This window comes from Lysinibacillus sp. G1-3, from assembly GCF_056322905.1.
In genome coordinates this window covers 118,495-133,860 of sequence record NZ_JBWHYQ010000013.1, presented here as the reverse complement: position 1 = coordinate 133,860, position 15,366 = coordinate 118,495, and the positions used below count along the sequence as shown (strand labels likewise).

Annotated in this window: 16 protein-coding genes; 9 read left to right on the top strand and 7 right to left on the bottom strand. The window is 38.2% G+C overall.

What is annotated here, in order from left to right; all coding sequences use genetic code 11:
- Positions 1-130: 130 nt before the first annotated feature.
- Positions 131-241 (bottom strand): DUF1259 domain-containing protein, encoded by a 111-nt coding sequence (locus ACVYAD_RS15505; RefSeq protein WP_476427048.1) that lies wholly within the window; start codon positions 239-241, stop codon positions 131-133.
- Positions 241-495 (bottom strand): hypothetical protein, encoded by a 255-nt coding sequence (locus tag ACVYAD_RS15500; protein ID WP_349660704.1) that lies wholly within the window; start codon positions 493-495, stop codon positions 241-243. Before ACVYAD_RS15500 ends, ACVYAD_RS15505 begins: the two co-directional genes overlap by 1 nt.
- 599 nt (positions 496-1,094) lie before the next feature.
- On the opposite strand from ACVYAD_RS15500, the gene ACVYAD_RS15495 reads away from it, so the two are divergent.
- The 4 genes from ACVYAD_RS15495 to ACVYAD_RS15480 all read left to right on the top strand — a co-directional run bounded on the left by ACVYAD_RS15495 (position 1,095) and on the right by ACVYAD_RS15480 (position 5,828).
- The gene (locus tag ACVYAD_RS15495) at positions 1,095-2,117 is read left to right on the top strand and encodes an ABC transporter substrate-binding protein (RefSeq protein ID WP_476427047.1); all 1,023 of its coding nucleotides are present in this window, start codon (positions 1,095-1,097) and stop codon (positions 2,115-2,117) included.
- A gap of 767 nt (positions 2,118-2,884) precedes the next feature.
- Complete coding sequence (locus tag ACVYAD_RS15490; protein ID WP_349660702.1) at positions 2,885-3,913, top strand: ABC transporter permease; 1,029 nt, start codon at positions 2,885-2,887, stop codon at positions 3,911-3,913.
- Positions 3,906-4,700, top strand: coding sequence for an ABC transporter ATP-binding protein (locus ACVYAD_RS15485; protein ID WP_476427046.1), 795 nt, complete (start codon positions 3,906-3,908; stop codon positions 4,698-4,700). The genes ACVYAD_RS15490 and ACVYAD_RS15485 overlap by 8 nt, the downstream gene beginning before the upstream one ends.
- A 162-nt stretch (positions 4,701-4,862) precedes the next feature.
- Positions 4,863-5,828: a nuclease-related domain-containing protein gene (locus ACVYAD_RS15480; RefSeq protein ID WP_476427044.1), complete on the top strand. Its 966-nt coding sequence runs from the start codon at positions 4,863-4,865 to the stop codon at positions 5,826-5,828.
- Between the two features lie 211 nt (positions 5,829-6,039).
- On the opposite strand, the gene ilvA is transcribed toward ACVYAD_RS15480, so the two are convergent.
- Positions 6,040-7,302 carry a threonine ammonia-lyase IlvA gene (gene ilvA / locus ACVYAD_RS15475; protein WP_476427043.1) on the bottom strand — a complete coding sequence of 421 codons (1,263 nt, stop codon included), beginning with the start codon at positions 7,300-7,302 and terminating at the stop codon, positions 6,040-6,042.
- 225 nt (positions 7,303-7,527) lie between these two features.
- On the opposite strand from ilvA, the gene ACVYAD_RS15470 reads away from it, so the two are divergent.
- Positions 7,528-8,271, top strand: coding sequence for a TerC family protein (locus ACVYAD_RS15470; RefSeq protein WP_349660698.1), 744 nt, complete (start codon positions 7,528-7,530; stop codon positions 8,269-8,271).
- A 73-nt stretch (positions 8,272-8,344) separates the two neighbouring features.
- On the opposite strand, the gene bshB2 is transcribed toward ACVYAD_RS15470, so the two are convergent.
- Both bshB2 and ACVYAD_RS15460 read right to left on the bottom strand, forming a co-directional pair.
- Entirely contained in the window at positions 8,345-9,034 is a 690-nt protein-coding gene (gene bshB2, locus ACVYAD_RS15465; protein ID WP_349660697.1) for a bacillithiol biosynthesis deacetylase BshB2, read from the bottom strand.
- Positions 9,035-9,047: 13 nt separating this feature from the next.
- On the bottom strand, positions 9,048-9,398 hold the full coding sequence (locus ACVYAD_RS15460) for a YojF family protein (protein ID WP_079559334.1): 351 nt from the start codon (positions 9,396-9,398) through the stop codon (positions 9,048-9,050).
- 278 nt (positions 9,399-9,676) lie between these two features.
- Here ACVYAD_RS15460 and exaC point away from each other — a divergent pair, with 278 nt between their 5' ends.
- Both exaC and ACVYAD_RS15450 read left to right on the top strand, forming a co-directional pair.
- Positions 9,677-11,197 carry an acetaldehyde dehydrogenase ExaC gene (exaC, locus tag ACVYAD_RS15455; protein ID WP_476427042.1) on the top strand — a complete coding sequence of 507 codons (1,521 nt, stop codon included), beginning with the start codon at positions 9,677-9,679 and terminating at the stop codon, positions 11,195-11,197.
- Positions 11,198-11,218: 21 nt separating this feature from the next.
- Positions 11,219-11,581 (top strand): DUF779 domain-containing protein, encoded by a 363-nt coding sequence (locus ACVYAD_RS15450; protein WP_386829997.1) that lies wholly within the window; start codon positions 11,219-11,221, stop codon positions 11,579-11,581.
- Positions 11,582-12,250: 669 nt separating this feature from the next.
- On the opposite strand, the gene ACVYAD_RS15445 is transcribed toward ACVYAD_RS15450, so the two are convergent.
- Positions 12,251-12,577 (bottom strand): hypothetical protein, encoded by a 327-nt coding sequence (locus ACVYAD_RS15445; RefSeq protein WP_349660694.1) that lies wholly within the window; start codon positions 12,575-12,577, stop codon positions 12,251-12,253.
- A 234-nt stretch (positions 12,578-12,811) separates the two neighbouring features.
- Here ACVYAD_RS15445 and ACVYAD_RS15440 point away from each other — a divergent pair, with 234 nt between their 5' ends.
- Positions 12,812-13,291, top strand: coding sequence for an acyl-CoA thioesterase (locus ACVYAD_RS15440; RefSeq protein WP_349660714.1), 480 nt, complete (start codon positions 12,812-12,814; stop codon positions 13,289-13,291).
- A 68-nt stretch (positions 13,292-13,359) separates the two neighbouring features.
- Here ACVYAD_RS15440 and thiD read toward each other — a convergent pair whose 3' ends face one another.
- Positions 13,360-14,190 (bottom strand): bifunctional hydroxymethylpyrimidine kinase/phosphomethylpyrimidine kinase, encoded by an 831-nt coding sequence (thiD, locus tag ACVYAD_RS15435; protein ID WP_349660693.1) that lies wholly within the window; start codon positions 14,188-14,190, stop codon positions 13,360-13,362.
- 343 nt (positions 14,191-14,533) lie between these two features.
- Between thiD and ACVYAD_RS15430 the strand changes: the two genes are divergently transcribed.
- Positions 14,534-15,211: a uracil-DNA glycosylase gene (locus ACVYAD_RS15430; RefSeq protein ID WP_476427041.1), complete on the top strand. Its 678-nt coding sequence runs from the start codon at positions 14,534-14,536 to the stop codon at positions 15,209-15,211.
- Positions 15,212-15,366 lie beyond the last annotated feature (155 nt).

Sequence of the window (15,366 nt, the reverse complement as noted above, 5' to 3'; positions counted from 1 at the left end):
ACTAAAAAGTTATGCAGAAATAGCAGATGAGAAGTAACCTCGAAAGTTAGAAGTCGTGGATCTGGCCGGTCACTTGTTAAAACAGTACTTTTAACAAGTGACCATTTCAGTAATTTAAAACACTAAATAATTAAGCAAATTTTGGGGCAAAGGTGAATGGAGGCTCTATTGATTGAAAATGGACGTACAAAATAGTGGGGGATGAATATATCCAATGACTATGAACAGCACTTTTAGACATTACTCCTCTAAAGTATTTTTAATTTCTTCTATTTCAAAAATTAAATCGTTAACTTGTTTCTTGAATTCATCTGTATATTCTAATTCCTCTTCCATTTCTTTTGTATACTCTAAGGCATTTAGGGTGAAATCCAGAGCAAATTCAAATAGACTGTCACATAGATTAGAAATGATTGTATCAATATTTCCTGTAGTTGCATTTTGATGTTCTTGCGAATAAGAAGGTTGATTTAAATCGATTTTATCATTATTCATGGTATTCCTCCTTTTTGGGAACGGCACTAATCTCATATGCATCATATGCATTAAATGTAAAAAGGGGGACTAAAATGAACACTTTCTGTAGATCTACTAGCAAGAAATAAAAGAGTATTGCACGTCTAACCATAAAGGGAGTAATACTTCTAAAGCACTCGCAGGTTGTTTTTATTCACCAATTTAAGACGTTACTCAAACTTCTAAAATATCCCTTTACTCAAAGTAGTTGGCTAGTTGAAAACTTGAAAAAGTAAGAGTGAATTAAAGCTGTTATGAAGTCCTGACATTTTCATTGTCAGGTTTTTTAGTTTTTACATATATTACTTAAAATTAGATGTCGGAAAAATAACTTCGCTAAATTGTAAAAAATTTTTTTGTTATGTTAGAAAAAGAAATCAAATTGTAAAAACAGCGTAGTTTAGCGGTTTAAAGCGACAAATTGATTGAAAAGAAAAAATATTCGACTGGAATTAATAGTCAGAAGATTCATAATGTTGTTGACGAACCTTGCTAATAACGATAATATAGCGATACGTTCACACTTCGCTTGGATAAAGTGTGATAAATATAAGAGATCAAAATCGGGGGGATTATTTGTGAAAAGCAATTTAAAAAAGCTTTCGTTCCTGTTATTTGGGTTAGTTTTAATACTTGCTGCTTGTGGTGGTAGTGGTTCTAGTTCGTCGGATTCGAAAGGGAACGAAACGAATAACGCAAGTGAGAGCGGTAATGCAGACGATAAAACATATAAGATCGGGATTACTCAAATTGTGGAGCATCCATCTTTAAATGCTGCAACTGAAGGTTTCAAAAAAGCGATTGAAGAATCTGGCTTAAAAGTAGATTACGATCCACAAATAGCGCAAGGGGATAACAGTCTTAACACGACGATTGCAAACAATCTAGTAAGTGCAAACGTAGATTTAATCTTTGCGAACTCTACGCCGTCTGCACAAGCGGCAGCAACAGCAACTAGCGATATTCCAATTATCTTTACTTCTGTAACAGATGCTGTTGGCGCACAGCTCATTGACTCTATAGAGAAGCCAGGGAAAAATGTAACAGGAACAATCGATTTACATCCTGATACTATTTCGAAAACAGTGGCGTTCTTAAAGGATTTGGGAGCGAAAAAAGTAGGGATGGTTTACAATGCTGGTGAGCAAAACTCAGTGGCACAAGTAAAAGAAGTGAAAAAAGTGATGGATGAGCAAGGCTTAACGGTGGTTGAGGCATCTGCGGCAACGTCTGCAGAAGTAAAACAAGCTGCTGAATCGTTAATCGGTAAAGCTGATGCATTCTATATTATTACTGATAATACAGTAGTTTCGGCACTTGAGTCTGTCATTGATGTAGCAAATGCTAATAAATTACCATTAGTTGTAGGAGAGCTTGACTCTGTGGCACGTGGTGGCTTAGGTGCATATGGTTTTGAATATTTTGACATCGGTTATGAAGCAGGGCAAATGGCTGTGAAGATTCTAAAAGGTGAAGGAACTCCTGCTGATATTCCAGCTCAATATCCACAAAAGCTAAAACTATTAATCAATAAAAAAGTAGCAGATGATTTAGGAATCGACATTAAAGATTCTTGGGGTGCGGAGCTTTTAGAAAAGTAATGACCTAACATATCATCTTATGGAGTGAAGCGGGGGAGAACTAAAACTGCCTCCGCTTTATCTTCTTTTAGAGTGTTTTGGGGCGATGTTGAATTCATGTAATTCCTATTTAAAATTTGCCTAGTATCATAACGTAGGGTTGATTTCCGTTCCGACTGGGCGCTTTGTTGCTGCCGCTTTGCTTTCGCACAGAGCAAAGCTTCCTGGGGGCGTCCGATGAGTCGCTTGGGGCAACAGGATGTTGGTCACGAAGGCGTTATCACAGGACGTGATGCTTTTAGCCTTCGTTCCCCTACCTGCTCGCTCCAGGGTCTCGGGCCAACAGATGTCTTTTGCGCGAAAGCGTGAGTGCAACGTAGCGGCAGCAGCAGGTTTTGATTGTGCGAAAGCGCAGCGACAGCAACAGGTTTTGGTTTTGTTTGTGCGAAAGCGCAGCGACAGCAACAGCAACAGCAACAGCAGGATGTTGGTCACGAAGGCGTTATCACATGATGTGATGCTCTTAGCCTTCGTTCCCCTATCGCTGATCCTCGAGGAGTCGCCCAGTCTCCACTCCAATCAACTTATATACATTGAATAGTATTAATTAAATCATCTCCAACTTTTGGTGATGAGCCATTATTGAACAAGTGGATTTAGTAAAGCTTTCTACAAGTGAGCACGGAACCTACTTCTGGCAATATGAATCCATCGTTTTAGAGAATGGATCTCAGATAAGAATTTTTAATGAAAATTAGTTTAAGAAATTATTAGGAGATGATTCAACTATGTTTATAGCAATATTTGGCGCAACGGAGCAAGGAATCATCTATGCGATTATGGCACTTGGTGTGTATTTAACATTCCGCGTGTTAGATTTTCCGGATTTAACGGTTGATGGAAGCTTTGTAACAGGGGCGGCTACAGCGGCGACGATGATTCTGCTTGGTTACCACCCGATCTTAGCGACTTTAGTGGCAATTGTTGCTGGATTTATTGCTGGATGTATGACAGGAATTCTTCACACAAAGGGGAAAATTAATCCTCTATTATCGGGGATTTTAATGATGATTGCTTTGTATTCTATTAACCTACGTATTATGGGATCCACTGCAGAAAATACGATAGGTCGTCCGAATATTCCACTTTTAAATTCAGAAACTTTATTTTCAAAGTTTCAAGCATTTTGGAGTAATTTAGGAATTGATACGGCATTAAATAACGTGCTAAAAGGTTTTGGTGTTCAGCAGCAACCTTCAACATGGAGCACAATAATCGTAGTATTAATCATCACGATTTTAATTAAGTTCATTGCAGACTGGTTCTTGAAAACAGAAATCGGCCTGGCTATTCGAGCAACTGGTGATAATAAGCGTATGATTCGTAGTTTCTCGGCAAACACAGATACTCTTATTATTCTTGGGCTTGGACTTTCTAATGCACTTGTCGCATTTTCGGGAGCTTTAATCGCTCAATATTCGAAGTTCTCAGATGTAAGTATGGGGATCGGGATGATTGTTATCGGTCTGGCATCTGTAATTATCGGCGAAGCAATCTTCGGTACAAAAACGATTATGCGCACAACTTTCGCCGTCATTGCCGGAGCTATTATTTACCGCATTATTTTAGCATTAGCTTTACGAGTAGACTTCCTTGATTCAGGAGATATGAAATTAATAACAGCTATCATTGTTATTATAGCGTTGATTTTACCTCAATTTATCAATAAGAGTAAGGAGCGCAAACGTAGGGTGAAGCGCGCAGCGGAGAAAACACGAGTAAAGACGGTTGAGCAGGGAGGGAAGGGCCTTGCTTAAATTACACGGTATTAATAAGGTTTTCAATGAAGGTACGCCTGATGAAAAAATTGCACTTGCAGAAATTAATTTGCACTTAAAGCCAGGGGATTTCGTCACAATTATCGGTAGTAATGGTGCTGGTAAATCGACTATGATGAATATGATTTCTGGCGCACTAACACCAGACTTTGGCACGGTTGCAATTGATGGAAATGAGGTTACATCTTTACCAGAATATAAGCGCTCCCACTACATCGGTCGCGTATTCCAGGATCCAATGGCTGGTACAGCACCAACAATGACGATTGAGGAAAATTTAGCATTAGCTTACTCACGTAATAAGAGTAGAGGTATGCGCTTCGGTGTTGATAAAAAGCGCCGAGAATTTTTTAAGGAATCGTTGGAGATGTTGGGCTTAAATTTGGAAAATCGTCTGTCTGCAAAAGTTGGCTTACTGTCGGGAGGTGAGCGTCAGGCGCTGTCTCTTTTAATGGCGACCTTCACGAAGCCTTCGATTTTATTGCTAGATGAGCATACTGCGGCACTTGACCCATCTCGTGCCGAGTTAATCACACGTATTACGAAATATTTAGTCGAGAAAGACAGCTTAACGACCTTAATGGTCACGCACAATATGCAACAAGCTTTAGACTTAGGAAATCGACTGATTATGATGGATAAAGGTCAAATTATTTTAGAGGTTGGCGAGGATCGCAAGCATGAATTAACTATCCCAGATTTAATGGCAGAGTTCGAACGTATCCGCGGTGAGAAAATGAACTCAGACCGTGCGTTACTAGGATAATAAACGATAAAACGCTCATACATAGGTGTGGGCGTTTTTTTCGTTGGATATCGATATTTTTAAAAAGTTGGGTGATAATGCAATAAAGTTAGTTAATATAAAACTGAAAATTTAGTTAATTTAGAAGGAGTATATTATAATCTAGCTAAAGGAGGTGAAAATATGTTACTCAAAAAGCGCGAAGTTTCATCAAAGCAACGCGTGTTAGAAATGATCGAGAGACGTTTACCGAAATCTCACGCTAAGTATAATTATTTTCAAGAAATGCTAGGAAGAACAAGGGCTGGCATTGTTGGCGAGCAAAGAGTAGATCGGGAATGGCGTGAAATCTATTTGGAGCATGCGTATTATTTATTGCATGATGTAGATCTTAAGGCTGAGAGTGCTGCTGGATCGACACACCAAATGGATACATTATTTATGTCCCAACATTTTGTGCTAATCGTTGAAATCAAAAATATCGTTGGGCATGTAGAATATATGGAAGATAACCATCAATTTATTCGAATTACTTCTGATGGCAAAGTAGATGGCTTTAGAAATCCTATTGATCAAGTGAAGCGACATGCTAGATTTTTGCGTCGGCTATTTCAAATGAGTGGGCAACATATACCTATTGAATATATAGTCGTTTCTGCAAATCCGAATATGATTATGACGTCCTCTTTCTTGTCCCAGCCAATTATTCATGTAAGTGGCTTGGCTGAAAGGATCAATCAACTGTTCAAGCAGCATCAACAAGTCTGTCTAAGTGAAAAAGATTTGAGAGACATATCAGCGCATATTTTAAAGATGCACACACCAACTCACTGGACCCTAGATATTATGGTGGATGAATTGAAGACGGGGGCACTATGCTCGCAGTGTCATTTTGACCATGTCCTACGTTACACCCATGGGAAATGGCGTTGTAGCAATTGCCAATCGATTGATAATCAATCAATGCTAATAGCATTACATGATTTTCGATTAATGCTGGGCAACAATATTACAAATGCTCAATTTCGTAATTTCTTTGATATTGACTCAGAGAAGGCAGTTTATTATTTATTGAAAAAGTTAAAATTTGAAGAGATAGGTAAAAATAAAAATAGGAAATATGTAATTCCTACCGATTTATTGAAGTGAAGGTAAGCGGCGCAAACTATCGGTGCGGTCAGATAGTGTCGCTTGTAAGGTAAATGTCGATATTTTTTTAAAGTTGGTCGATAAAACTCTGAAAAGTCTCGATAAACAAGAGAAAAGTTTCGATAAATCTCTGAAAAGCCTCGATAAATCTCAAAAGTGCCTCGATAAACCTAAAAAAGCCACACTCATATAGCAAGTGTGACTCTTTATTTTAGACCAGTAAACCGAATAGTTGAATGTCGTTGTTTACTTCTTTGTATTTGAAGCCGAATTCATTCATGCGTACTAGTAAACCTTCGTAGTCTTCTCGATTGCCGAGTTCGATGCCGACTAAGGCAGGACCACTTTCTTTGTTGTTTTTCTTAGTATATTCGAAAGTTGTAATGTCGTCATTTGGTCCTACAACGCTTGTTAAGAATTGGCGAAGGGCGCCGGCACGTTGTGGGAAGCTTACGATGAAGTAGTATAGTAAGCCTTCGTGAATTAAAGATTTTTCTTTAATCTCCTGCATACGACCGATATCATTATTACCACCACTAATGATGATAACGACTGATTTGCCTTTAATTTCCTCTTTATAAGAATCGAGGGCTGCTACTGATAATGCTCCAGCAGGCTCTGCGATAATGGCGTGTTTGTTGTAAAGATCTAAGATGGTTGTACATACTTTCCCTTCTGGTACTAGTACGATGTCGTCTAAGTAGCGACGACAAACATCGTATGTGTGATGTCCGACGCATTTTACCGCGGCCCCATCTACGAATTTGTCAATCCAATCAAGTGCCACTGCGCCACCTTCTGCAAATGCAGCTTTCATACTGCCTGCCCCAGCAGGTTCTACACCGATAATTTTGCTATGAGGAGAAAGGTTTTTCACATAGGCAGAAACACCGGACATTAAGCCACCGCCACCAATACTACCAAATACGTAGTCAATTGGCTCCTCCATGTCATTCATAATTTCAACAGCGACAGTTCCTTGACCAGCAATGACATCAAAATCATCAAATGGGTGGATAAAGATTTTTTCGTGCTCTTCACAGTAAGCTAATGCACCTTCTGCAGAATCATCAAAAGTATCACCTGCTAAAATAATTTCTACATAATCACGACCAAACATACGAACTTGGTCGATTTTTTGTTTAGGTGTTGTTTGAGGCATAAAAATACTTGCTTGAATTTTCAATTGTGCACAGGCGTAGGCAACACCTTGAGCATGATTGCCCGCACTTGCGCAAACAACGCCAGTTTTACGAGCCTCTTCTTCAATTTTTTTAATCTTATAATAGGCACCACGAAGTTTAAATGAGCGTACATGCTGTAAATCTTCGCGTTTAAAATAAATATTAGCTCCGTATTTCTCGGATAAATAGTCATTTTTTTGTAGCGGCGTGTGCACCACTACGTCTTTTAAGAAATGATGTGCAATCAAGATATTTTCTACTTGCACGGTTCTAGTGTCAGCAGCTTCCATAGTATTCATCCTCCGTTATCCGTATAAAACATTTATCTATGATAGCACACTTTATATGCTTTTTGTCATTAATTTTTAGTAAATTCTAAATTTTCGGTGTCTATTTAATGCAAAATAGATTTATTCGAGAATTTTTTGGAGAAATAAAGGATGCACACATTTCCTCATAACGGAAATGGTCCAGCATATACTAGAATACCTTAGGACAAGTAGGAGGGTATGTAATTGGAAATCATTCAAGGAATTCTATCTACATACATTCAATTTTTCAATTGGGAAATGTGGAAAGAAATTTTGACTGACCCTGTATCTTGGGGGTTAATATCAACACTTATTATAATAGAAGGTTTGCTTTCGGCTGATAACGCACTTGTATTAGCTGTGCTAGTGAAGCATTTGCCAACCAAGCAACGAAAACGAGCATTAATGTACGGAATGTTGGGAGCCTATTTTTTCCGATTTTTATTTATTGGGGTAGGCGTTTACTTGGTAGAATTCTGGTTTATTAAAGTGCTAGGAGCTCTGTATTTAGGTTGGCTATGTGTCGCTCATTTCTTACAGATAGGAGAAGCTGATAGTGCTAAGGAAATGAAAAAAACAGGGTTGATGGTTCGCATTTTTGGAACGTTTTGGGCAACCGTTATTTCTGTAGAACTGATGGATATTGCCTTTTCAATTGATGCGATTTTTGCAGCCTTTGCGATATCCAATCAAATTTGGATATTACTCATCGGGGGAGTACTAGGTATTTTAATGATGCGAACGATTGCAGGCTTATTTTTAGTCATTATTGAAAAAATACCAGAATTAGAGGCAACAGCATTTATTATAATTGGTATTATTGCACTGAAAATGCTAGCTAGCGTCATCGGTATTCACATTCCGCATTATATGTTTTTCGTTGTGCTAATTATTATATTTGCTATAACCTTCATGATTCATTTCTTAAAAAAAATGAGGACTGCTTAACATAAAAGCGGATCTGTTCTCCATTTAAAAAGAGGACAGATCCGCTTTATTGTCAGTAACAAAACGAAAACTTTTATTTTACATAATGATCAGGATTCACAATATAGAACTTTTCAATATTAAGCCAGCTTTCGCTCATTGGTTCACCGTCATCGATGCGTTTTTCTGTTTCTTGCATCATCCAAGCAGTTTGGGATGAGTGTGCTTGTAAGGCACTAATTTTATCTGCCTTCATTTCGCTTATATTGACGACAACATGTGGCTCCCCATTTTTTTCAATCGTATCATTTGCAAAGGCACAGCCCAATACTTGTGGACGAGCGGCTTTTGGCATACGACGAACAGCTTCTACTACTGCACGTGCTGTTGCCTCATGGTCAGGATGCACTGCAAAACCAGGTAAGAATGTAAAGATAAGAGAAGGCATTAACTCTTCTATTAAACCTTCAACAAGCTTTACCATTTTTTCATCGTCTTCAAATTCAATCGTTTTATCACGGAAACCAAGCATACGTAAATCTTGTATGCCCATAGCATCTGCTGCTGCAATAAGCTCCTTACGTCGAATTTCTGGTAAGGATTCACGTGTTGCAAAAGGTGGATTTCCTAAATTACGCCCCATTTCGCCTAAAGTTAAACAGGCATATGTAACAGGTGTATTCATTTTCTTCGTATAGTAGGCAATTGTTCCAGCAATTGAAAAAGCCTCATCATCTGGGTGAGGGTAAACAATTAAAATATGACGTTGTGGTTGTAAATTCAAAAAGTCGTCCCCCTTAATAAGCAAACGGCGTTTCGCTAATTTCAAGTGCAATCGCCAGTTTACCTGAGTAATCTAGTCCAGCCATTAATAAACGGCCGAGATCATCTAGTTCAAAATGTGTGATGCCCTGTGCATAAACCCAGCCATGTGCCATTTTCAAGCCAACACGATGGGGTGAATCATCTACCACTTTAGCAAGTTCATAGTTGATTTTAGCATTACGAATAAAAGCACCTGCATTAAAAAATTTTTCATCAAAGTGTGCTGCATAAGAACCGTTCGTCGTCTCAAGATGGATATAAACGTCTTTGTTGGCGAAAGAATTCAATAATTCCTGTAACGTCTTTACTTGTACCTCTTGCATCTTAACACTCCTCTCGATTATTTCTATTTAAGTATAGTCAAAAAAGATGACAAAGGGAAATTGAAAGGCTTTTGTTGTCAAAATAACAATAAATGCTGTTGGTGAAATACAGAAATTTCTTTATATTAAGATAATTATATTTACTATTTGTATAGGGTTAATTACTTGAAAAAGTTATTCTAATGTATCAATATAGGACACATGAAACGGGTTTATATAAATTGTGTCGTTATAATTTGTATGCGGTTTCATAAATAAAATATGGGGAGATTGATACTATGATTTATGCAAATCCTAATACTCCGGGCGCAGTAGTAAATTTCAAAGAAAAATATGATAACTTTATCGGTGGCGAATGGGTTCCTCCAGTAAAAGGGCAATACTTTGAAAATAAAACACCTGTAACAGGTCAAGTTTTCACAAAAGCAGCTCGTTCAACAGTTGAAGATATTGAGCTTGCTCTTGATGCAGCACACGCAGCAAAAGATGCATGGGGGAAAACAAGCGCAACTGAGCGTGCATCTATTTTAAATAAAATCGCAGATCGTATTGAAGAAAACTTAGAAAAGATTGCTGTTGCAGAAACATGGGATAATGGTAAAGCAGTTCGCGAAACTTTAAACGCAGATATTCCTTTAGCAATTGATCACTTCCGCTATTTTGCAGGTGTCATCCGTGCACAAGAAGGGCGTACAACACAAATAGATAACGACACTGTTGCATACCACTTCCAAGAGCCACTAGGTGTAGTTGGCCAAATCATTCCTTGGAATTTCCCAATCTTAATGGCAGCTTGGAAAATTGCTCCTGCACTTGCAGCAGGTAACTGTATTGTGATGAAACCAGCTGAGCAAACGCCAGTTTCATTATTAGTGTTAATTGAAACAATTCAAGATATCCTACCAAAAGGCGTACTTAACATTGTAAACGGCTTTGGTGTTGAAGTTGGTAAACCACTTGCAACGAACAAACGAATTGCAAAAATTGCATTTACTGGTTCAACAGCAGTTGGTCGCCAAATTATGCAATATGCAACTGAAAATATTATTCCTGTAACGTTAGAGCTAGGGGGTAAATCACCAAACGTATTCTTTGAGGACGTAATGGCTTCAGATGATGAATATTTAAATAAAGCAATTGAAGGCTTTGTGATGTTCGCATTAAACTCAGGTGAAATTTGTACTTGTCCTTCACGTGCACTTGTTCAAGAGTCCATTTACGATAAATTTATTGAACTAGCAATAGAACGCGTAAAAGCTATTAAAATTGGTAATCCATTAGATACCGAAGTCATGATGGGTGCTCAAGCTTCTAACGAACAAAAACAAAAAATCCTTTCTTACTTAAAACTTGGTAAAGAAGAAGGTGCTGAGTGCTTAATTGGTGGAGAAGAAAATATTCTTGAAGGCGATCTTGCAGGCGGTAACTACATTAAACCAACAGTATTCAAAGGTCATAATAAAATGCGAATCTTCCAAGAAGAAATCTTTGGTCCAGTGCTTGGCGTAACTACATTCAAAGATTTCGATGAAGCAATGGAAATTGCAAATGATACAGAATATGGTTTAGGTGCTGGTGTTTGGTCACGTTCTGGTGACATTGCATATCGTGCAGGTCGAGCTATTCAAGCTGGTCGTGTGTGGACAAATACTTATCATCAATATCCAGCAGGTGCTGCATTTGGTGGATTCAAACTTTCTGGTATCGGTCGTGAAAACCACGCAATGATGTTAGATCACTACCAACAAACTAAATGCCTTTTAGTGAGCTACAAAAAAGAAGCACAAGGATTTTTCTAATACCAGAGGATGAATAACAACATGGTAGAACGAGTTACAGCAACAAAAGAGGCTTTAAATTTGATAGAACTAATTAAGAGTCGGCATGGCGCTATCATGTTTTATCAATCTGGGGGTTGCTGTGATGGCTCTGCACCGATGTGTTATGTAGAAGGAGACTTTAAAATTGGTGAAAACGATATCTATCTTGGTAAAATAGGTGACGTTCCTTTTTACATTCATAGAGCGCAATATGAATATTTTAAGCATACGCAATTGATTATTCATGCGATTGAGGGAAGAGGTGCAAGTTTTTCTTTAGATAGTGTTGAAAATATGCATTTCATTACGAACTCTAGAGTATTCACAACAGAAGAGTATAAAGAAGTAATAAAGCTCTTTTAACTTCTTTCAGCGCATGTTTTGTGTAGCGACAGGTAAGGAAGTCTCCCATCACTATAGATGGTGAGATGAATGCGAGTTTAAGTTACTATTTCAGCGGGTGTCCAAACACCTGCACCTGTCGCTACGCTTTCGGTTTAATAGACATTTGCTGAAATAGAGGATCTCAGTCTAAGAACGCCACGTCCTGTGGCATTACCGAAATGGTCGACATCGTGTCAACCCTCATATAGGCCTAAGCATAAAGCCGAATCCAGACGCAATTATGCCGAAGTATAATTGATGGCATCCTTTAATCTATGAAGATGTATCGAGCAATATTCTTGAAAAAAATATTGAAATATATCAATATAATAAAGGTGAAAGCAATTTTGTACAAAATGTGTCGTTTTGTATTGTTTGAGGTTTCACAACCGAAAAGATACTGCGACCACGATTTCTTCTTGAATTGACGGATAAGAAGTGCATAGTATTGAAGGGAATTTAAAACTAGGTAATAACGAATTCTATCTTGGTACAATAGATGACGTTCCTTTAACATTTTATGCATGGACACGGCAAGGAAAGAAGACGGAAAGCTAATTATCATAGTATAGTAAAAAGCCGCGATTCTCTTTTATGACGGAGAATCGCGGCTTTTTATAATGTTTAGTTTTTGGGAGTATGTATTTGTTAATATCGGTTGAGTTTTCGTTCAATGGAATCTAGACGATTGTTGAGATGTTGTAGATGCTTGTGCATGTTTCTAAACTGTAAATTTTGATTTTGTGCGTTTGAGGTTCTTGTTTGTTCCAGTTGCTCTTCCTCTTGCAATGCTAAAATGGTGGAGAGGGTTGCTAATGAATATCCTATTGTTAAAATCATTGAAGATATCACTTCTACTTTGGTAGACGTTATATCTCCAGCTAGAATACCTGTGCCTTCACCTAGGAGACCGGCTTCTTGACCACCTAGATTAGTTGGATCAACATTTATGTTTTGTTGTTTACGTCTTTTCATTTTTCTCCCTCCCATATACAGCTAATATATGGTATAGGAAGAAGTAGCGTATCTTGTCCTGAGCTTTTTACATTTGAGTAATAATCCCCTAGGTTCTAAGTGTGAATTTCTTAATTTTCCGTCAATTTATTTGATTTTTATGGAAAAGTAGAGCAATATAGTGAAAATAAACAGTCGTTTTTAGGGGGGATAGATGTGAATAAAGACTTTAAATATTGTAAAGAATCAAGAGTCATGCGTACAAGTCGGGTTTTTCCGAATGATATTAACAATCATAATACACTGTTTGGTGGTCGATTAATGAGTGATATCGATCAAGTAGCTTCAATTTCTGCTGCGAAGCATAGTCGTAGAGATTGTGTAACAGCCTCAACGGATTCAGTAGACTTCTTGCATCCAATACGCCAAACTGATTCTGTATATTTCGAATCATATGTATCGTGGACAGGAACATCTTCAATGGAGGTTTTCGTAAAGGTTATTTCTGAGAATTTGAAAACGGGTGAACGAAAGGTAGCTGCTACAGCATTATTAACCTTTGTTGCATTAGATGAAAATAATAAACCAACTCCAGTTCCATCTGTCATTCCGGAAACAGTAGAGGAGACAAAGCTACATGAAACCGCAGCTGTACGAGCAAAAGCGCGTGCAGAGCGTAAAAAGGAAAGTAAGGCTTTGGCCAAATTCATTTCGATGAACAATCCATGGGATTAACAGCTCGAAATGATGGAGAACCACTATATGTAAAAGAGGCATCTGATATTCAGATGCCTCTTTCGTCATTAAATTTCAGTCACCGTTACTTGTGGTGCGCCAAAACGAGATTTAGCACCGTGCATAACTGGTCCTACATAGTCATTTAATGCCCAACCGTGAGCGATTGCAGCTGAAACAAATTCTTTTGCTTCAATTACAGCCTCTTTTACTGAAAGACCGTTTGCCAAGTTTGCTGTTACTGAAGCAGCAAATGTACAGCCAGCCCCGTGGTTATAAGTAGAAGCAACTTTTTCAGATTCTAATAAGTAGAATTTTTCACCGTCGAAAAACAAGTCAGTCGCTTTTTCAGTAGCTAGCGCTTTTCCACCTTTAATGACAACAGCTTTAGCACCAAGCTCGTGGATTTTACGAGCAGTTGTTTTCATTTCCGCGATTGTTTTCGGTGTTCCAGTCCCGGCTAATTGTCCAGCCTCAAACAGGTTAGGTGTTGTAACTGCAGCTAATGGTAAAAGATGTTGAATCATTGCATCTGTGTTACCAGGGTTCAATACTTCATCTTCTCCTTTACATACCATTACAGGGTCAATAACAACATTTGTCGTACCAGATTTCGCAATAGCATCACCTGCAATACGAATAATCTCTTCCGTTGACAGCATACCAGTTTTTATTGCGTCAATGCCTGTTGACAGAGCCGTATCGATTTGTTTTTGCAAAAGCTCTGTCGGTAATGGCGTTACGTTATGAGTCCAACCGTTTGGATCCATTGTTACGACAACCGTTAATGCCACCATGCCGTATGTGCCGTGCTCTTGAAATGTTTTAAGGTCGGCTTGCATACCTGCGCCACCTGATGTATCAGAACCAGCAATCGTTAAAGTTTTTTTAAGAACCATGTGGAAGATCTCCTTTATAGATGGAATTTTTAAAATTATCATCTAGTATAGTCTTATCCTGGTTGTATAAAAATAGTCAGTATTATATATTTTTATAAGGTCAGTTTAACTTCTATCAGTAGAAATCTCCCCCTATATATAGGAAAGGAGTTCATATAGGGTGTTAGCCTAACATCATCGCATCTACCCATAACTGACCTGCAAGAAGCAATACAGTCCTTATGAAGGCCTAAACTAAAAGCTGATTTTGGACTTAATGATGCCAATGTATAATTGAATTGAAGCTTGAATTCGACATTATTTTTTTGTACCGTTGTAAGAAGAGAAAGGGGCTTATATTAAGATGAAACAAGCATTCCCGAATGATTGGCAAGCAATACTTGCAGAAGAGATAGAAAAAACATACTTTACAAAGCTCTGTCAATTTGTAGAACATGAGTATTCAACACAAGCAATTTATCCACCGATGAATGATATAATGAATGCATTTTATACAACAGCTTATCAAGATGTGAAGGTCGTAATTTTAGGTCAGGATCCTTATCATGGACCAAACCAAGCACATGGCTTAAGCTTTTCGGTCATGCCAGGAATCCCACATCCACCAAGCTTACGAAATATGCTAAAAGAGTTACAGGATGATCTTGGCTGTCCAATCCCTTCAGACGGAACATTAACAAAATGGGCACAGCAAGGTGTAATGTTATTAAATACTGTATTAACTGTTCGTGAAGGCGAGGCGAATTCCCATAAAGAACAAGGCTGGGAGCAATTCACGGATGCTGTCATCGATAAGTTAGCATCTAGAGATAAACCCGTTATTTTTGTACTTTGGGGTAGACCAGCACAACGAAAAAAACAATTAATTGGTCAATACTCAACGCAACATATTATTTTAGAAGCGCCTCATCCAAGCCCACTAAGTGCTTATCGAGGGTTTTTTGGCAGTAAACCATTCTCGAAAATCAATGCACAGCTAGAGGAATGGGGAGAGCAACCGATTGATTGGTTCCTAGCTTAATGTTTTTTATCTTCATTAAGTAAATGTTTGTATAGCGTCAGCAACAAATGTTTTCTATGCGAAAGCGAAGCGACAGCAACAAATGTTTTCTGTGCGAAAGCGAAGCGGCTCGTTAAAGCGAAATTGAAGCGCTTATCGTTTCGTGTTACATTTAA

Excerpts from the sequence above, each read along its gene's own strand:
- ACVYAD_RS15505 (WP_476427048.1), bottom strand. The coding sequence starts at position 241 with ATGTCTAAAAGTGCTGTTCATAGTCATTGGATATATTCATCCCCCACT.
- ACVYAD_RS15500 (WP_349660704.1), bottom strand. The coding sequence starts at position 495 with ATGAATAATGATAAAATCGATTTAAATCAACCTTCTTATTCGCAAGAA.
- ACVYAD_RS15490 (WP_349660702.1), top strand. The coding sequence starts at position 2,885 with ATGTTTATAGCAATATTTGGCGCAACGGAGCAAGGAATCATCTATGCG.
- ACVYAD_RS15480 (WP_476427044.1), top strand. The coding sequence starts at position 4,863 with ATGTTACTCAAAAAGCGCGAAGTTTCATCAAAGCAACGCGTGTTAGAA.
- ilvA (WP_476427043.1), bottom strand. The coding sequence starts at position 7,302 with ATGGAAGCTGCTGACACTAGAACCGTGCAAGTAGAAAATATCTTGATT.
- ACVYAD_RS15460 (WP_079559334.1), bottom strand. The coding sequence starts at position 9,398 with ATGCAAGAGGTACAAGTAAAGACGTTACAGGAATTATTGAATTCTTTC.
- exaC (WP_476427042.1), top strand. The coding sequence starts at position 9,677 with ATGATTTATGCAAATCCTAATACTCCGGGCGCAGTAGTAAATTTCAAA.
- ACVYAD_RS15450 (WP_386829997.1), top strand. The coding sequence starts at position 11,219 with ATGGTAGAACGAGTTACAGCAACAAAAGAGGCTTTAAATTTGATAGAA.
- ACVYAD_RS15445 (WP_349660694.1), bottom strand. The coding sequence starts at position 12,577 with ATGAAAAGACGTAAACAACAAAACATAAATGTTGATCCAACTAATCTA.
- ACVYAD_RS15440 (WP_349660714.1), top strand. The coding sequence starts at position 12,812 with ATGCGTACAAGTCGGGTTTTTCCGAATGATATTAACAATCATAATACA.
- thiD (WP_349660693.1), bottom strand. The coding sequence starts at position 14,190 with ATGGTTCTTAAAAAAACTTTAACGATTGCTGGTTCTGATACATCAGGT.
- ACVYAD_RS15430 (WP_476427041.1), top strand. The coding sequence starts at position 14,534 with ATGAAACAAGCATTCCCGAATGATTGGCAAGCAATACTTGCAGAAGAG.